Here is a 15,895-nt window from a genome sequence, read left to right as displayed (position 1 = left end):
CGCTCCTTATAACCCTTTGCCGTTGCTGTTCAGGATAAAAGGGGCTGGTTGCTGACGTTGCAGGCAGCTTGCATCCAGCTTGCTGAAGTCCAGGCTGTCGATAAAGGTTGCCGCCAGCTTGTTGGCACAGGTATGACCGGCAATGGTATGGGCACCATGGTTAGCGATCAGGTGACGGCTATTACTCAGGGTCGCTGCGGCCAGTTCGCCCCAGGCCGGTGGCGTGACCGGATCAGCGGCGCCGGAAAGCAGCAGCGCCGGGATATCGCTGACGACCGGATCAAACCAGCTAGCCGGCCGTTCAGCCCGTGGCCAGACCGAGCACATTTCGACAAAGGCCTCGCCGGTGCGCCCGCCAATAAAGTTATTGGCAGCATCGGTTTCGAGCAGTTCCGGTGTGGCTCGTGGCAGGTCTTCGCTGCACAATACCGATAAGGTCAGCCCCATGTACAATTGAGATTGTGCCAGGGTGCTGCCAAGCAGGCCAATCAGTGGCGTGTAATCGCCTTGCGCAGTCTGCTGGATCACATAAGGCAGCATCTTACGGGTCGACGGATGGTAAAGGCCAACGCGCATCACCGAAGTAAAGCGACCAGCGGTTATCAGAATCTGTATGGGTTGATTGCTCAGGGGATCGGGCACAGTAAGCGGCACGGGCTCTTGTTCAAGCCGCGCCACAGTTTCTATATAGGTTTGCTCGAGTTGCGGAAAGGTCGCGGCACAGGCTTGTTGTGCGGCGCAATTGGCAAGAAGCAGTTCAAATGAATCGGCTCCATGCTGGCCGAAGGGCCCGACCACCACTTGCGGCGGTGCCACCGCGTCCAGCACTGCGCTGCGCACTGATGCCGGCGCTTCACGCATATAGACCAGCCCGGCCCTGCTACCATAGGAGCCGCCGTAAAGGTTAACCTGCGGATAGCCCAGCGCCTCCCGGACCGCTTCAAAGTCACGGATAGCATTCACCGTATGATATTGGGTCAGATCGACCTCAGCATAATCAGCGGCACAGTCCCCGGCCATTTCTGCCAAATCAATATCATCATCTGCCTTAACCAGTTCTTCCACGTGACTGAGTTCACAACCCAACGGGTTGGATTTGCCGGTACCGCGTTGATCAATCAGCAGGATATCGCGCTGCCGGCGCACGTCTTTAAACATGCGCTCAATCATTGGTGCTAATTCTGTTGCCGCCTGGCCCGGCCCGCCAGCCAGTATTAACAGGGGATCAACAGCTTTGCTTTCGCTGATTGCCGGCAGCACTGCGTAATGAATTGCGATAGTACGGCCTTCAGGTTGATCGTAATTTTCAGGCACCTCCAGACTGCCGCATTGCACGCGCTCGTCGATGCCTTCGAGGTAGCAGGGTTCCGGTTGCGCCATTGCCGATGTCGTCAGCAATAACCACAGGCTACCTGCGAACAGATGGGTAAAAGGAATAGCTATCAGCTTCATAGGTTGTTATCCGATTGTAACAATGGACGACAGTGTAACTTGTTGAAAGGGGATTAAGAAGATCAAAAATGTAACTAAACCTAATAGCGCTATGGCTTACTGAACAAGTCTGGACCGTAATACCTGGCCGATAGGGTTATCGAGCAGTTGGTGCTGGCGGGCCCATTCGTAGTCACCCGATGCCAGCAAATCTTCAGCTTCAACACTGGCGGCTATGTAGCGTCCGATTTCATAGGATTTATGGCGAAGTGCGAATTGAATCAGGGAACTGTCATTACAGCGGACGCTGGAATAGATGTCGCGCATCCGCATACGCTCAGCACGCAGTTTGCTGCGCAGGCGGTTGCTGTCGTTATCCCGCACATAAGTACAGAATACCAGCGCTAGCTCATCAGTACCCGACAGCGCCTGGGCGCGCGCCGGACTTACTGGCAGTAAGGTTCCAATAGCTGCAAGCAGAAGCAGGCAGCGGGCAACGAAGGGAAACATTAACCATCAACCTCGTTTATTAAAATTACCGGGATCAATGGTACAACTGAGGGTTCCATCCCGCAACGGAATAAAATGTTACAAACGGCCGGCTGGTTACTTTTTATTTACCTTTGGCCTCTTCTTGCCGCCGGCAATATACTAATGCTTTGAATCCATGTGGGTTTTTATCGTCAGCCGGATGTTCCGATGCGTCCAGAAGCTGCCAGTCGCCCTGCTCCTGATAGTCCGGAAAGTAGGTATCGCCGGGGGTGTCCAGGTCGATCTCACTCACGTACAACTTGTCCGCCAGGGGCAAAAATTCGGCATAAATATGGCCGCCGCCAATAACCATGAGTTCATCCACAGTACCGGCAACGTCCAGCGCCTGCTGTGGGCTGCTTACCCAAATCACGCCCTGATCATCTTTATAGGGCTGCTGATAGGCGCGGCTAAGCACGATATTGGTGCGGCCGGGCAGTGGCCGGCCCACGGATTCATAGGTAGCGCGGCCCATTACGACAGGTTTGCCCAGAGTAATGCGCTTAAAGTACTGCAGTTCGGCCGGCAGATGCCAGGGCATCTTGCCGTCCTTGCCGATGACGCGATTTTTAGCCATCGCGGCTACCAGTGAGATAAGCATGTGCGCGTTTTTTCCTATGCTGTTCTATTTCTTGTAGATAACCTCGACATCATAGTCATCTTCGTCGAAATCGTCATCATCGTCGTCTTCATCATCATCGAATGCGGCCTCACCCATCTGCTGAGTGTGGTAGTCATCCCACTTAAACTCGATGCCAGCTTTGGCTTCTTCTTCCATCTCTTCGGGCGTCTGCTGCGGCTGCTGTTCGATATAGGTCATGATCTCTTTACAAAGCGGGTCCGTGCCCTGTTTGCTGATCGCCGCGATCTGATACACCGGACCATCCCAGTTGAGGGCTGCTTTGACATCCTCAATACGGGCAGCGATTTCTTCTTCACTCAGCAAGTCGACTTTATTGACCACCAGCCAGCGAGGCTTGGCTGCCAGTGCCGGGCTGTATTTTTCCAGCTCCTGCACTATGGTCACCGCCTGCACGGCCGGGTCAGTATTATCGTAGGGCGCCAGATCGACCAGATGCAACAGCAAGCGGCAACGCTCCAGATGTTTCAGGAAGCGGATCCCCAGGCCAGCGCCTTCGGCTGCCCCTTCAATCAGGCCCGGAATATCGGCAATAACGAAGCTGGCGTGGGGCACCGGTTGCACTACGCCAAGATTCGGCACCAGGGTAGTAAATGGATAATCTGCAACTTTTGGCTTAGCTGCCGAAACCGAGCGGATGAAAGTGGACTTACCGGCATTCGGCATGCCCAGCAAGCCGACGTCGGCCAGCAGCATGAGTTCCAGCTTGAGGTTGCGGATCTCGCCCGGGGTGCCGTCGGTTTTTTGCCGTGGCGCGCGGTTAGTACTGCTTTTAAAGCGAGTATTACCGAGCCCGTGAAAGCCACCTTTAGCCACCATGCGACGCTGGCCATGACGGGTCAGGTCACCGATCACTTCACCAGTTTCGACGTCGGTGGCACGGGTGCCGACCGGTACTTTTAGCACGATATCGTCGCCGCGGCGACCGGTACAGTTTTTACCCATACCGTTCTGGCCGCGCTGGGCGCGGTGAATGCGATCAAAACGATAGGTAATCAGGGTGTTTATGTTTTCGTCTGCTTCCAGATAAACGTCGCCACCATCACCGCCATCGCCACCATCGGGACCGCCTTTGGGGATATATTTTTCACGCCGGAAACCAACGCAGCCATTACCGCCGTCGCCTGCTTCTACGCGAATTTCGACTTCATCTACAAACTTCATGATTACCTACCTGCTTACATGAAAAAACCCCGTCACGCCGGACGGGGTTTCTTGTTCTTCGTTAGTGCGAAAACTGAGTTTTATTCAGTAACGATACTAACGTATTTGCGGTTTTTAGGACCTTTTTCCGCAAAAGAAACTTTACCGTCGGTCAGGGCAAATAACGTGTGGTCACGGCCCAGGCCAACGTTGTCACCAGCGTGGAAACGTGTTCCGCGTTGACGAACGATGATGCTGCCTGCTAATACAGACTCGCCACCAAAGCGTTTTACACCCAGACGTTTACTCTCTGAGTCACGACCGTTACGAGTTGAACCACCAGCTTTTTTGTGTGCCATGTGTCGTTACTCCTTCAATTAACCGTTAATACCAGTGATTTTCACTTCGGTGAACCACTGACGATGACCTTGTTGCTTCATCGAGTGCTTACGACGACGGAACTTGATAATGTTCACTTTGTCGGCACGACCATGATTAACAACTTCCGCTTTAACAGAGCCACCAGAAACAAAAGGTGCGCCGATTTTCACGTCGTCACCGTTCGACACCATTAATACCTGGTCGAACTCAACCACTTCACCAGTGGCTTGCTCCAGCTTTTCCAGGCGGACGATTTGGCCTTCAGACACACGGTGCTGCTTACCGCCACTTTGGAATACTGCGTACATAGGTTTTCTCCGATTTGCCCGCTAGGGCAGCTTAATATTTAAATCAGGGCGCGAATTATAGGCCAATCGACCGCATGAGTAAAGAGGAAGATCACGCGATCCGGTCGACAGCGATATCGGCAAGTGCATGGAGTGCATCGCGGTATTGTGACGCCGGCAGTGTTTGCAGTTGCTCCTGCGCCAGCCGCGCTTCGGCCAGTGCCCGCTCGCGGGTATAATCGAGCGCGCCGGTGCGCCGCATAGCCGTCAGAATCGTCTGCAGTTTATCGCGGCCATCGCCCTCTTCAATTGCGGTACGAATCAATTGCTGTTCGGTGTCATCGCCATTCCACATGGCGTATAACAATGGCAGCGTCGGCTTGCCTTCAGCCAGATCATCACCGGCCTGTTTACCCATGGTTTCGCTGTCGGCAGTATAATCCAGCAAATCATCGACCAACTGAAACGCCGTACCCAGATGACGCCCGTAGGCAGCCAGCGCATCTTCCATTGCCTGCGGCTGGTCCGCCAGCACCGCCCCCAGCTGGGTCGCTGCTTCAAACAATTTACCGGTTTTGCCGTAAATCACATTAAAATAGCTGCTTTCGCTGGTATCCGGGTCGTTACAGTTCATCAGCTGCAACACCTCTCCCTCTGAAATCACGTTGGTGGCATCAGCAAGGATGCGCATCACCTTCATTGAATCCAGGGTCACCATCAGCTGAAACGCGCGGGTATACAAAAAGTCGCCGACCAGCACGCTGGCTTCGTTACCAAATACAGCGTTGGCGGTTTCCTGACCCCGCCGCAACTCGGACGCATCCACCACGTCGTCATGTAACAGGGTGGCGGTATGGATGAACTCGATAACCGTGGCTAAGGTACGATGACCCTCACCGGCGTAGCCCGCCGCGCGCGCAGCGGTAACGGCCAGCAAGGGGCGCAAACGTTTGCCGCCACTATTGACGATATAAAGCCCAAGTTGATTGATCAGCGCGACATCAGACTGTAGTTGGGCAGCGATCAACTGGTTTACACCGGTCATATCGTCTGCCATCAGCGTATTGATTTCAGATAACTTCATAACGACTTGCTGGCTGTGGACAGGAGCCTGCGATTGTACAGGAAAACGCATGTAAAAGGGTAGCAGATCGCTGCAGCTTTAATCATCCAGGTTATTCCCACGATGCAACAACATAGCAATCACAGCGCCGGCAGTAATCCCGGCCAGATGCGCGGGCACCGCGATATCACTGGTGGGTGGCAGATACAGCAGGTCATAGATGTTTTTGCCAAGTATTGGCACCAGGATCAGCCAGCCAGAGTAGCGGCCCCCCAGAATGTCCCGGATACTACCGTAAGCAAATAAGCCATACAGGGTGCCGGAAAAACCCGCGTAAATATTGACGTCGGGCTCACCGAGCATATGACCAAGACTGCTGACCAGCATGATGGGAAGCAACCAGAGCCAACTGCGCCAGCGCGGCAGGTATTCAATAAACAGCAACCACCAGAGCCATAAGCCGAGCACATTGAGCCACAGATGGGGTTGGTCAAAGTGTACCAGCTGCGCTGTCAGCAACCGCCACCATTGCCCCTGTGCGACCTGCCCGCGTTCATAAAATAACGCCCCGAACCAGCCGGGGAGAAGATAAAAGAGCCCGATCATCAGCACGCTGAGTGTGATGGCTGGTAACAAGGTTGCTCGGTTCAGCGGCAGACTGAATTTGCCGGTGAGATTGCTAACCAGAGACATGTGTAGAAGACTCCACCTGATAAAAAAACGCCGGGGGTGATGCTTATCATCACTCCCGGCGCTTAGCAGGTCAACCCTTAATTAACGCTTAGGTTATTGTTATTTAACAAAGTCTACGCCTGTCTGAATGTCTTTTTTCAGGCCGTCAAGCATATCGGCTTTGGCTTTTTCTTCTTTGGCACTGAGTTTGCCGTAAGACAGAATTTCTTCCACGCCGTTTGGACCCAGGCGCACTGGCTGAGCAAAGAATTTCGCATCGCTGCCATCGCCTTCAACGTAGGTACATTCAACCACGCTGGTGTCGCCCTGCAGGCCCCGTACCAGTGACAGACAGAAACGTGCCGCCGCCTGGCCCATAGACAGAGTCGCTGACCCGCCGCCGGCTTTGGCTTCGACAACTTCGGTACCGGCATTCTGAATGCGGTGCGTCAGATTTTCGATTTCATCATCAGAGAAGGTCACGCCTTCTACCTGAGACAATAATGGCAGAATGGTGGTACCGCTATGGCCGCCAATAACTTTTACGTCCACGTTGGCCGGGTCCATTGAGCGCAGTTCCGCAATAAAGGTCTCTGAGCGGATAACATCCAGCGTGGTCACGCCGAATAATTTGCGCTTGTTATATACGCCTTTTTTCTTAAGTACTTCAGCAGCGATTGGCACTGTGGTGTTCACCGGGTTGGTGATAACACCGATGCATGCATCCGGGCAGTTATCCGCAATAGCGGCAATCAGATCAGCGATAATACCGGCGTTGATATTGAACAGATCCGAACGGTCCATGCCAGGCTTACGCGGCACCCCGGCAGGGATCAGGACCACGTCAGCGCCAACCAGGGCCGACGCCAGGTCATCTTTACCGTAGCCTTTCACACTGACCGCAGTCGGGATGTGGCTGAGATCAACAGCAACACCTGGTACTACCGGCGCGACATCATACAGCGCCAAATCAGAGCCAGCAGGTAATTGGGTTTTTAAAAGCAGTGACAGTGCTTGGCCGATACCGCCAGCGGCACCTAAAACAGTAACTTTCATCTCAGACTCCATCCAGTTTATGTGAGGAAATTGCAGGCCGAAAACTTTACTCCACTTAGGCCCAAATTACAACCGAGAGCCCCGTGGCTAGGCGCTGGAAAACAAATCATGTACACTGGCAACATGCCTCCGGTGTGACCATTTTTGTACAGGAACAGCTATGTCTGACAATAAGAACGGCACCTTAATAGACGCCTTTAAAGAACTGCTCAATGAAGAAGCTTACGGGTCTCAGGTCGACATCGTCGATGCACTGAAAGCCAGGGGTTTTACCAATATCAGCCAGTCCAAAGTTTCGCGTCTGCTCAGTAAATATGGTGCCGTGCGCACCCGCAATGCGCGTCAGGAAATGGTCTACTGCCTGCCGGCCGAACTGGGCATCCCCTCCACCCGGGCGCCATTGACACAGCTGGTACTGGATATTCAGCATAATGATGTGATGGTCATTATCCGCACGACTCCGGGCGCCGCCCAGCTGATTGCCAGATTGCTGGATTCTGTTGGAAAAAAAGAAGGGGTACTGGGTACCATCGCCGGGGACGACACCATTTTTATTGCGCCGCTGAAAGTTTCGGAAATTGATTACACGCTGCAGAAGGTCAAAGAACTGTTCGAGAATGTGTCCTAGCGCTGGCTGTTATGCGTTGGCTTCCAGAAAATCCACAGAGGGTACGAAGTAAGCCGCGTTGCTAACCGCCTCGGTATAGTCCAGCAAGGGATCATAATCGCCCTGCTCATCAGCAACATAACGCTGCTTCAGCCAGTAAATCACCTGGGTCGGATCAGCAGCGAAATACATCCCCAGCAGCCCCTGCTCGCGCAAATTCCCCCACGGCATATTCTGCCGCAGAATGGCCAGTGGCTCACCGTCATTATTCGCCAGCCGCGCTTTCCGGGTATGGGTGACCATGCTCAATACCGCTTCACTGATACGCTCGCCGCTGATTTTCTGACGTCCGAATACGTGTTCCTGAATTTCGGTATTGAGGCGCTCCCAGCGCCGCAGGTCATGCCTGAATTTTTGCAGAAACAGATAACTACCGCCCTGAAAATAAGGGTCGTCATCGCTCTTTATCAGCGCTGTCTGCCGCCGCCGCAGCCCACGGGGATTATCCGGAGCATCAATAAAGCCCATAAGGTCACGGCCGTCCATAAAGCGGAAGGTCGGCAACTGTTCCAGCAATTCAACGTCGTGTCCCAGCCATTCCAACAGGGTACGGGCGCTTTGAAAGTTTACATCGAAGCGATCAGAGCGAATGTTTAGCATCAGGTCTACCGGCTGCCGCGGCGCCTGGCGATCGCCGTCACGCAAGTCGGGAAAGCCGGCCAGTTGCAGCGGGCGGCGGTCGGGATACAGAATATCCCAGTAGTCACTGCCGATAGCGATATAGCCGTTGAGCATGGCTTCTGAGAAGCGATCATCAAGATTCGCGATAATAGTCGGTATACGGGCAATTTTGCGCCGCACACTGTCAACATCGTCGGTCATCACATTTAATAGCAAGGTCAGACCATGTAGATTGGGCTCTGCGTAGATTCCACCTTGTGCTCGTGCCATACTCCGTCCTTAATCAAGCTGCTTGCGTTGCCGCCCGGGTCGCATACAATGCCAAACCAGTGTAACAAAAATTACCCGGAATAAATCGACAAAAATACGGAGTTTTTATGGGCTTACCTTTATCCTTTAAAACCACCCTCAGTGCCGCGGCACTGGTGACCCTGCTGGGCGGTTGCACCGCCACCGGCACCGGTGAACAGGCACCACAGTCAAGCGTGGCACAGCAAACCGCCGATGAGCGTTTTACTGACGTGGCCGACCGCATCTGGAAAAATCTCCAGGAGCAGCGTACCGGCCAGGGTAATGAGTTGCCCGACATGTCACCTGCAGCCGTGCAGGCCCGGGTCGCTGAACAACGTGAATGGCTGGCCGAGCTGCAGGCAATAGCCGCTGACCAGCTGAGTGAGCAGAACCGCATTAACCTGCGCATGCTGACCTATCGGATCAAAGATAACGTCGACAGCTACGATTATAACGAACATTTGATGCCCCTTAATGCTGAAGGCGGCTTTCACAGCGGTCTGGCCTTTATGGTGCGCAATACCGTTTTTGCCAAGCCCGAGCACTATGACGACTACCTGCAGCGGTTAGCAACGGTACCGCGCTATATGCAGCAGCAAACCGACTGGTTGCGCCGTGGCCTGGAGCAAGGCTACACCCAGCCTAAAGCTGCCATGCAGGGCTTTGAAGACAGCATCGCCGCCTTTATTGTCCAGGATCCGACCGCGAGCACTTTTTATCAGCCCTTTCTGGTCAAGCCGCACTTTATTGATGATGCGCGCTGGCAGGCACTGCAGCTACAAGCCTATAAACTGATTGATGAAACGGTTATCAGCGCCTATCAGGATTACTTTGATTTCATGGTCACTGAATATCTGCCGAACTGTCGCGAAAGCGTGGGTGCCAGTGCCCTGCCCAATGGGCGGGAGTACTATCAGAACCGTATCCGCCATTTCACCACCCTGGATCTGACTCCTGAGCAGATCCATGAGATTGGTCTGGCGGAAGTGGCGCGTATTCGTCATGAGATGATGACGGTGATTGAGATGACCGGCTTTGATGGTGACTTCAGTGCGTTCGTTGAGTTCCTGCGCACCGACCCGCAGTTCTATCCGGAAACCGCTGAAGAGCTGTTGAAAGAAGCGGCCTATATTGCCAAGCAGATGGACGGTGAACTACCGAAACTGTTCAAACTGCTGCCGCGCCAGCCGTTTGGTATCGCGCCGGTGCCGGCCGAGATTGCGCCAAAATATACCACCGGCCGCTATGCCGGAACCGGCCGTGATGATCGGGCCAGCTTCTATTGGGTTAACACCTATGCGCTGGATCGCCGGCCGCTGTATGAAATGGAAGCGCTGACCCTGCATGAAGCTATGCCGGGCCACCATCTGCAAAATGCTCTGGCTCGGGAAATGGAAGATATGCCCGACTACCGTCGCCAGATCTACATTTCAGCTTTTGGTGAAGGCTGGGGCCTGTATGCCGAGTGGCTGGGGCTGGAAGCTGGTCTTTATCAGGATCCATACAGCAATTTCGGTCGCCTGAGCTTTGAAATGTGGCGGGCGGCGCGCCTGGTCGTGGATACGGGTATGCATGCTATGGGTTGGTCGCGTGAGCAGGCGATGGCGTTTATGGCCGGTAACACCGCGCTGAGCCTGCACAACGTCAGAACCGAGATTGACCGTTATATCACCTGGCCTGGCCAGGCGTTGTCCTACAAACTGGGTGAAATCCTGATCAAGCGGCTGCGCAACGAAGCGGAAGACGCTTTAGGTGCCGATTTTGATGTGCGGGATTTTCACCACGTGGTGCTGCGCAATGGCAGCATCCCGCTGGACGTACTGGAAGTGCAGGTACGCAACTGGATTGACAGCCAGCTGGTTGAGAAGCAGGACTAAGGCTTGGTCGGCCGCGTTGGGAAAAGTACCTCGAGCGGCAACGAAGCATCCGGTGTCAGCCCCCTCTTCTCGGGGAGGGGGTTGTTGGCGCCGTCACGGACCTGATCGGCGCTGTACATGGATAAGCCCACGATCCAGCCGTTCGGCAGCGTCCGCACGGTGATCGGTGAGAAGGCTCCACGGGTGTTCTGCCCCATCAGTTTGAAGCCCCGTAGCCTGAGAGCCTGGGCCAGGTGCTCAGCCGCACTGGCGGTCACTTCGGTGATTAGCACCGTACCATGCTGATATAAGTTGCTGAGATCCGGCCCCCGCCGGCTCGCTTTTACCTTGTGTTCTCCGATAATCGCCAGCGGTTGGTCGCGCCAGCTCAGGCTGTCGGCCAACTGGCTCGCCAGCAGCACACTACCACCCTCGTTATAACGCAGGTCAACCAACAGCTCCGGTGGTTGCCCCAATAGCCGGCCGGTTTTTTCCAGGTCGGCCGCGACCGCGCTGAGTGCCTGCTCCAGACACCGGTGATCCGCAGCGCTATAGTTGGGTTCGTCAGATAGCTCCTGCAAGTTCAGGATCCCAAGATAATACCGCTTATCCTCTAGTAATCCCCACCATAGTTTTTGCTCGCAGGACGATGCCAGCCTGCTCGCCCTGAGCTCGCTCATCAGGTCGCGGCGCGCCCAGGCACGCTGTGCTTCGCCGACCGCAAAGGTACTTACGCTATGATAATTTCCCAGTGCCCGCGACAGCAGAAAGGCGTGTTCGTCGCCGCCTTCATCAAGCACCGTCGCTAACAGCTGAAACAAGCTGAGGTTTTCGGCCAGTGGCGAATCAGCTAATTCGGTGTCCAGTCGTTCAGCTTCGTAGCGCCAGCGCAGCAAATCTGTGTATGGAACCGGCTGGCCGAATTGCGCCAGGGTATAAGTCAGGGTATCCAGGTTCAGCTGCGCGCTTTCGACCGGGCTGACTTTACAGTTGCCGGGCAAAAAGGGTTCGCGGATAAAAACCAGCGGCAAGCCGTCGGAGCGCCGTTGCAGGCTGATACTTTGATAATCAGCATAGACCCAGTCATGCTGCCCTGCAGCAGCCTCAGCGGTCATAACTTTGGGTAACAGGCCGGCAGCGGCCTTAATACAGCTGGCGGGGGTCCACTGATAACGGGTTGCAATCTGCTCATCGACCTGCAGATAGGCCTGATAGCGATGCGACCAGTATGTACCGTCGATAAGAGTGACAGATGGCGGATTGCCCGCGCTGGTGCAACCCACCATCAGTATGCCTGCTAAGCCGGCCAGAATACCCGCGATAAAACTGGCAATAAAACCGGCCTTACTGCGATTGCGCACTGCTTAGAGGTATCTGTCGTAAAGCAATTGCAAGGTCGCTTCAGCCGCTAACTTGCCTTGCCCGGCCCAGATTTCCAATGGATTTTCGATAATGTCATAGCCGTTAGCGCCAGCCTCTACGCCGGCGAAATTCTGCGGTCGCTGCTCGCTGTAGCCCGAGGCTCCTGCCCGATATTCTTTGTAGGCTTCAGGAATAGCGACCCGATCATCGGCCAGCAGGGTGGCATCTTCGAGCGACGTCATAGTCACCTGATAGCCAATCGGCTCGAACTGATATTTTTGTTCCCGATACGGCAACACTTCAATCAGTAGCTTCGAATGCTTGCGCAGCATGTCCATCTCCAGCCGCTGGCCATCATCCTGTGGATTGCGATTACTGGTTTCACGAATCTCAGAATCCAACAACCGTAGCGCTACCGCCCGATTAACCAGCCGCACACCGTATTGCAGAAGCGTACTCTGATAACCGCGCTGGTACTCATCCCACTGCTCGGGAGTTAACAGCGGTGAGCGCCGCGGAACCCCGTAAACGCGGTTCTCCACACCAACCTGAACACTCTGCGACTCAGGTACAAAAGTACCCTCTGTTCCCGTGGCCGTGGCGTTAATATTCAGCCGTCGGTGCATGTGCCAGTCGGACACCATGTCGGAGAAAGGCTCGCCAACCAGCATGATCAGCTTGGGTTTGCCCGCCTCGTCATAAGCCTTACGAAAAGTCGCTTCGTCGATGCGCAGCATAGTTATATGCTTCACTTCAGCGGCCCGTTGTTTATCAAAATAAGGATCCGACAGCATTTTGCCTGCTGGTGAATCCTGTGCCAGTGCAGCGACGCTGACGGCCGCCGCGATACCAGCAATTAAGCTGTTAAATTTTGATTGCCGTTTCATAATTAACGACCCTCTCTAAGCTCCACCAGAAAATACTGGGCACGGTTATTGAGCGATGTTTCGCGGTAGACTGCAGTGCCGTTTGCCGGAATATAAACCCGCCGCCACATACTTTCATCCATTAATGGGGCCTGGTCAGCGTCAAAAAACATCGCTTTGCCTTCCACCTGTAAATCATAGTCGGTACGGTTACGAAGCGTTGTCCAGACTTCAAGCTGACCGGTTTCGGTATTACGGATGCCACTGCGATCAATAGTTACTTTTACTGTATCGCGAACCCGCTCGCCAAATGGCGTACGGGTAATATCAGTGCGGTTCAGCGCATGATCAATAAATACAATGGTATTCATTTCATTGGTCTGGGTACGCTGCACCGGATGGCTGCCGGCGTAGCCGTTCTGGGTGCTGTTACAGCCGCTGAGCACAGCGGTCAGAGCCATTACTGCCAACATATTTGTTTTTATACTTTTAGTCATAAAGAGAACCTCAACAGACGACCCTGCTTAGCGGGGCCGCGAACTATGCCAGATAATATGATTGCCCTGCGGATCCTGATAATGCCGGAACACGCCTGACGGATGGTTGACTGTATTACCTTGCAGATCCAGGTAGGCCGCGCGCCAGCTCTCCGCATTAGCTGGGGTGGTGCGCTGACTAACCACATGCACCGCATCGGGTAAGCGTGACCAGTAACGGGTATCGGCCCGCGGTTTAACTTGTTGCGACAGCGCCATGCTGGCTACACCGATAAGCGCCAGGGTATTACCGACCTGGCCGGTACTGCCACTGCTCAATGGCGCGTAAACGTTCGCTGCAACACCCAGTTGCGCCAAAGCTTTGCCCACGTCAGCCGTGTTTTGTGCAAAGGCAGCCTTGCCCTCAACGATGGCATCGACCGGCCGGCCACCGCGGGAGGTTGCCTGCCAGTAAATATTCTCCACCGGTGGTACCGCGACCACCTCAGCGCCGGTGTGAATAACGACCTGCTTTTCCGTAAATTGCTTACCCGGGCGGAAGACCAGCTGATAATGTCCCATGCCATCAGCCAGCTTGCGTGGTGCGGTGCCGGTTTCAGCAATAATCAGAACATTGTCATCAGGCGCGGGGATCGGATAATCCGGTCGTAGCGCACGCAGTTCGTCGTAGGCTTCCTGCGCCAGGCCAGTGCTACCCATCTTTTGCGCTGACCAGCCGGCCAGTAACATCATCAGGGCAAAGTCCGAGCGGTTCTGCTCCTCTTCAGCAAAGGCGTCCTGCATCAGGCCACTGATAAAGCTGGCCCGGGCATTATCGTATTCGCCATCGATCAGATAGATGAGCCCCCGGTAGTAATAAGCCATGGTGCGCTCATAGGGTTCGCCTTTGAAATCCTTGCGGCCTTCTTCGTGCCACAGGCTGCGAGCCTCGGTGGCAGAGTCGTTATTGGCGTACACGGTTTCAATGCGGGCGAGGGCCACATCGAAACTTTCGCGGGCTTCATCCAGGTCGCCGTGATAAAAAGCCGCAGTACCGATCTCCATCCGGTTCAGTACTTCATTACGCTGACCTTCCTGGAATAGCTTCTGGTATAACGGCTGCAGGTACGCCGGCTTGCCGGCCAGCGTATCCTGTTCCTGGGTATTTAATGCTAACGGCTGGTACTGCGCAGGACCTGTGGCACCACAGCCAGCCAGACCGAACGCCAGTACCGCACTAGCGATATACCACGTCGTCCTGGGCAGTTTTCTGGAATTCATAAATACCACTCCAAACGTAGGTGCCGAGTTCAAGATCAATCAGCTCAAAAGTGATCTGATGGTAACGTGAGCGTTCCTGACTGCCCGTGTCCATCTTGTCCAGTGACATAATACGGCCAACTAACCGGAAGTCCGCGCCTGCTGTCGCTGCAGTGGTGCGGATAGTTCCGCCGTCAACCACGCCACGTCGTTTCAGTTCGCGTTCTTTCTCGACCATGTTGGCGTACTCGCGACCAACAAATACCAGCCGGCCATTGGCGGCGCGGTTCAGGTTAATCCGCAGCCGATCAGTCAGCATGTTCTTGTTAATGCGCGACGAGCTCTCGTTGGTGAAGTATTCACTGTCAATAATCACGCGAGGGGATATTTCGCGTCCCACCAGCATGGGGTTACTCAGCATATCCCGCATCATCTGATCGGTGACTGCCATGATGTCCTGTGATTCAACGCCAACGCCCTGAATTTTGCCCGGCTGTCTGGCATCTTCATAGACGGTCGCACGGCCTGCAGTGTTGTCAATGCGAGTGCCGGCACAGCCCACCAGAGTAGTGGCAGCCGCGGCTGCCACCAGGATCATTAACTTGTTCATAGTGAGTTCCTTACTTCCTTAGTAACCGATCAGGCTGTTGCTGCGGGGTGCTGCCGCACCGCTAACGGCCACCCCGGCCGAGGCTTGCTGCAAGGCAACGTAATAGACCTGTTTCAGTTCCGGGTAGATACTCATTGCGGACTCCAGCGCATCAGCATAGTGCGGGTGTGCCGAGTGGGTTACGTACATCCACACTGAGAGTTCTTCAAGGGTGTTAAAGGAGATATCTGAAGTGCCGCGCAGCACTTCTTCACCACCAGCCATTTCCAGCGCCACTTCACGGCCTACTGCGTTGCCAACTTCCTGGCCAATCCAGCCGCCGACGAACGGAATATTTTCTGCCAGCTTCTGGCCAGCGTAGGCACCGGCCATACCGCCGATTGCGCCGCCCATTTCAGCATTTACGGCATTGTTTACCCACTCGGCCAACACGCCGTCAGTCGTATAGGGACTCATATACTGGCCGGTATTACCCTGAATCGGGGCTGGCGCAGTTAATTGATAAGGCTGGGCAATTTGAGGCCCCATCGCGGCACAAGCAGTCAGCAGTACGGCAACGGAAGCGATAAGGAGTAGTTTGATTGTATTCATAGGGGCGCTCTCCACTGAGCAAAAGACAAGGCCTGTCAGGCTGTTGGTGTTATAACGAATGATGTTGAATTGATCATATGGTGATCAATGA

General features: G+C 54.5%; 18 protein-coding genes. 2 read left to right on the top strand and 16 right to left on the bottom strand.

Annotated features, from left to right (window positions below):
• Positions 1 to 6: 6 nt before the first annotated feature.
• The 9 genes from R3196_RS02420 to mdh form a co-directional block, all read right to left on the bottom strand.
• Positions 7 to 1,452 carry an alpha/beta hydrolase gene (locus R3196_RS02420; protein WP_318935048.1) on the bottom strand — a complete coding sequence of 482 codons (1,446 nt, stop codon included), beginning with the start codon at positions 1,450 to 1,452 and terminating at the stop codon, positions 7 to 9.
• A 96-nt stretch (positions 1,453 to 1,548) separates the two neighbouring features.
• Positions 1,549 to 1,941, bottom strand: a complete 393-nt coding sequence (locus R3196_RS02415) for a DUF3718 domain-containing protein (protein ID WP_318935047.1) — start codon at positions 1,939 to 1,941, stop codon at positions 1,549 to 1,551.
• 103 nt (positions 1,942 to 2,044) lie between these two features.
• The gene (gene folA, locus R3196_RS02410; RefSeq protein WP_318935046.1) at positions 2,045 to 2,563 is read right to left on the bottom strand and encodes a type 3 dihydrofolate reductase; all 519 of its coding nucleotides are present in this window, start codon (positions 2,561 to 2,563) and stop codon (positions 2,045 to 2,047) included.
• Positions 2,564 to 2,587: 24 nt separating this feature from the next.
• Positions 2,588 to 3,766, bottom strand: coding sequence for an Obg family GTPase CgtA (cgtA, locus tag R3196_RS02405; RefSeq protein WP_318935045.1), 1,179 nt, complete (start codon positions 3,764 to 3,766; stop codon positions 2,588 to 2,590).
• A gap of 80 nt (positions 3,767 to 3,846) precedes the next feature.
• Positions 3,847 to 4,104, bottom strand: a complete 258-nt coding sequence (gene rpmA / locus R3196_RS02400) for a 50S ribosomal protein L27 (protein WP_318935044.1) — start codon at positions 4,102 to 4,104, stop codon at positions 3,847 to 3,849.
• 18 nt (positions 4,105 to 4,122) lie between these two features.
• Entirely contained in the window at positions 4,123 to 4,434 is a 312-nt protein-coding gene (rplU, locus tag R3196_RS02395) for a 50S ribosomal protein L21 (RefSeq protein WP_318935043.1), read from the bottom strand.
• Between the two features lie 91 nt (positions 4,435 to 4,525).
• Positions 4,526 to 5,497, bottom strand: a complete 972-nt coding sequence (gene ispB, locus R3196_RS02390) for an octaprenyl diphosphate synthase (RefSeq protein ID WP_318935042.1) — start codon at positions 5,495 to 5,497, stop codon at positions 4,526 to 4,528.
• A gap of 78 nt (positions 5,498 to 5,575) precedes the next feature.
• Entirely contained in the window at positions 5,576 to 6,169 is a 594-nt protein-coding gene (rrtA, locus tag R3196_RS02385) for a rhombosortase (protein WP_318935041.1), read from the bottom strand.
• 99 nt (positions 6,170 to 6,268) lie between these two features.
• Positions 6,269 to 7,204, bottom strand: a complete 936-nt coding sequence (gene mdh, locus R3196_RS02380; protein WP_318935040.1) for a malate dehydrogenase — start codon at positions 7,202 to 7,204, stop codon at positions 6,269 to 6,271.
• Between the two features lie 160 nt (positions 7,205 to 7,364).
• Here mdh and argR point away from each other — a divergent pair, with 160 nt between their 5' ends.
• A complete protein-coding gene (gene argR, locus R3196_RS02375; protein WP_318935039.1) occupies positions 7,365 to 7,832 on the top strand; it encodes a transcriptional regulator ArgR in 468 nt (155 codons plus the stop codon).
• Positions 7,833 to 7,841: 9 nt separating this feature from the next.
• Here the strand turns inward: argR and R3196_RS02370 are convergent, their stop codons facing one another.
• Positions 7,842 to 8,762 carry a Dyp-type peroxidase gene (locus R3196_RS02370; RefSeq protein ID WP_318935038.1) on the bottom strand — a complete coding sequence of 307 codons (921 nt, stop codon included), beginning with the start codon at positions 8,760 to 8,762 and terminating at the stop codon, positions 7,842 to 7,844.
• 107 nt (positions 8,763 to 8,869) lie between these two features.
• Between R3196_RS02370 and R3196_RS02365 the strand changes: the two genes are divergently transcribed.
• Positions 8,870 to 10,660 (top strand): DUF885 domain-containing protein, encoded by a 1,791-nt coding sequence (locus tag R3196_RS02365; protein ID WP_318935037.1) that lies wholly within the window; start codon positions 8,870 to 8,872, stop codon positions 10,658 to 10,660.
• Here the strand turns inward: R3196_RS02365 and R3196_RS02360 are convergent.
• From R3196_RS02360 to R3196_RS02335, 6 genes are read right to left on the bottom strand one after another with little or no spacing between them, the layout of a single operon-like run.
• A complete protein-coding gene (locus R3196_RS02360) occupies positions 10,657 to 12,000 on the bottom strand; it encodes a S41 family peptidase (RefSeq protein ID WP_318935036.1) in 1,344 nt (447 codons plus the stop codon). The two genes, R3196_RS02365 and R3196_RS02360, sit on opposite strands and share 4 nt — an antisense overlap.
• 3 nt (positions 12,001 to 12,003) lie before the next feature.
• A complete protein-coding gene (locus tag R3196_RS02355) occupies positions 12,004 to 12,888 on the bottom strand; it encodes a hypothetical protein (RefSeq protein WP_318935035.1) in 885 nt (294 codons plus the stop codon).
• Between the two features lie 2 nt (positions 12,889 to 12,890).
• The gene (locus R3196_RS02350; protein WP_318935034.1) at positions 12,891 to 13,364 is read right to left on the bottom strand and encodes a hypothetical protein; all 474 of its coding nucleotides are present in this window, start codon (positions 13,362 to 13,364) and stop codon (positions 12,891 to 12,893) included.
• Positions 13,365 to 13,391: 27 nt separating this feature from the next.
• Positions 13,392 to 14,624 (bottom strand): hypothetical protein, encoded by a 1,233-nt coding sequence (locus tag R3196_RS02345; protein ID WP_318935033.1) that lies wholly within the window; start codon positions 14,622 to 14,624, stop codon positions 13,392 to 13,394.
• Positions 14,581 to 15,213 (bottom strand): hypothetical protein, encoded by a 633-nt coding sequence (locus tag R3196_RS02340; RefSeq protein ID WP_318935032.1) that lies wholly within the window; start codon positions 15,211 to 15,213, stop codon positions 14,581 to 14,583. The genes R3196_RS02345 and R3196_RS02340 overlap by 44 nt, the downstream gene beginning before the upstream one ends.
• An 18-nt stretch (positions 15,214 to 15,231) precedes the next feature.
• A complete protein-coding gene (locus R3196_RS02335) occupies positions 15,232 to 15,804 on the bottom strand; it encodes a hypothetical protein (RefSeq protein WP_318935031.1) in 573 nt (190 codons plus the stop codon).
• Positions 15,805 to 15,895 lie beyond the last annotated feature (91 nt).

It is taken from the genome of Pseudidiomarina sp. (assembly GCF_033722695.1).
GTDB lineage: Bacteria > Pseudomonadota > Gammaproteobacteria > Enterobacterales > Alteromonadaceae > Pseudidiomarina.
This window is presented reverse-complemented; position numbering and strand designations above follow the sequence as displayed.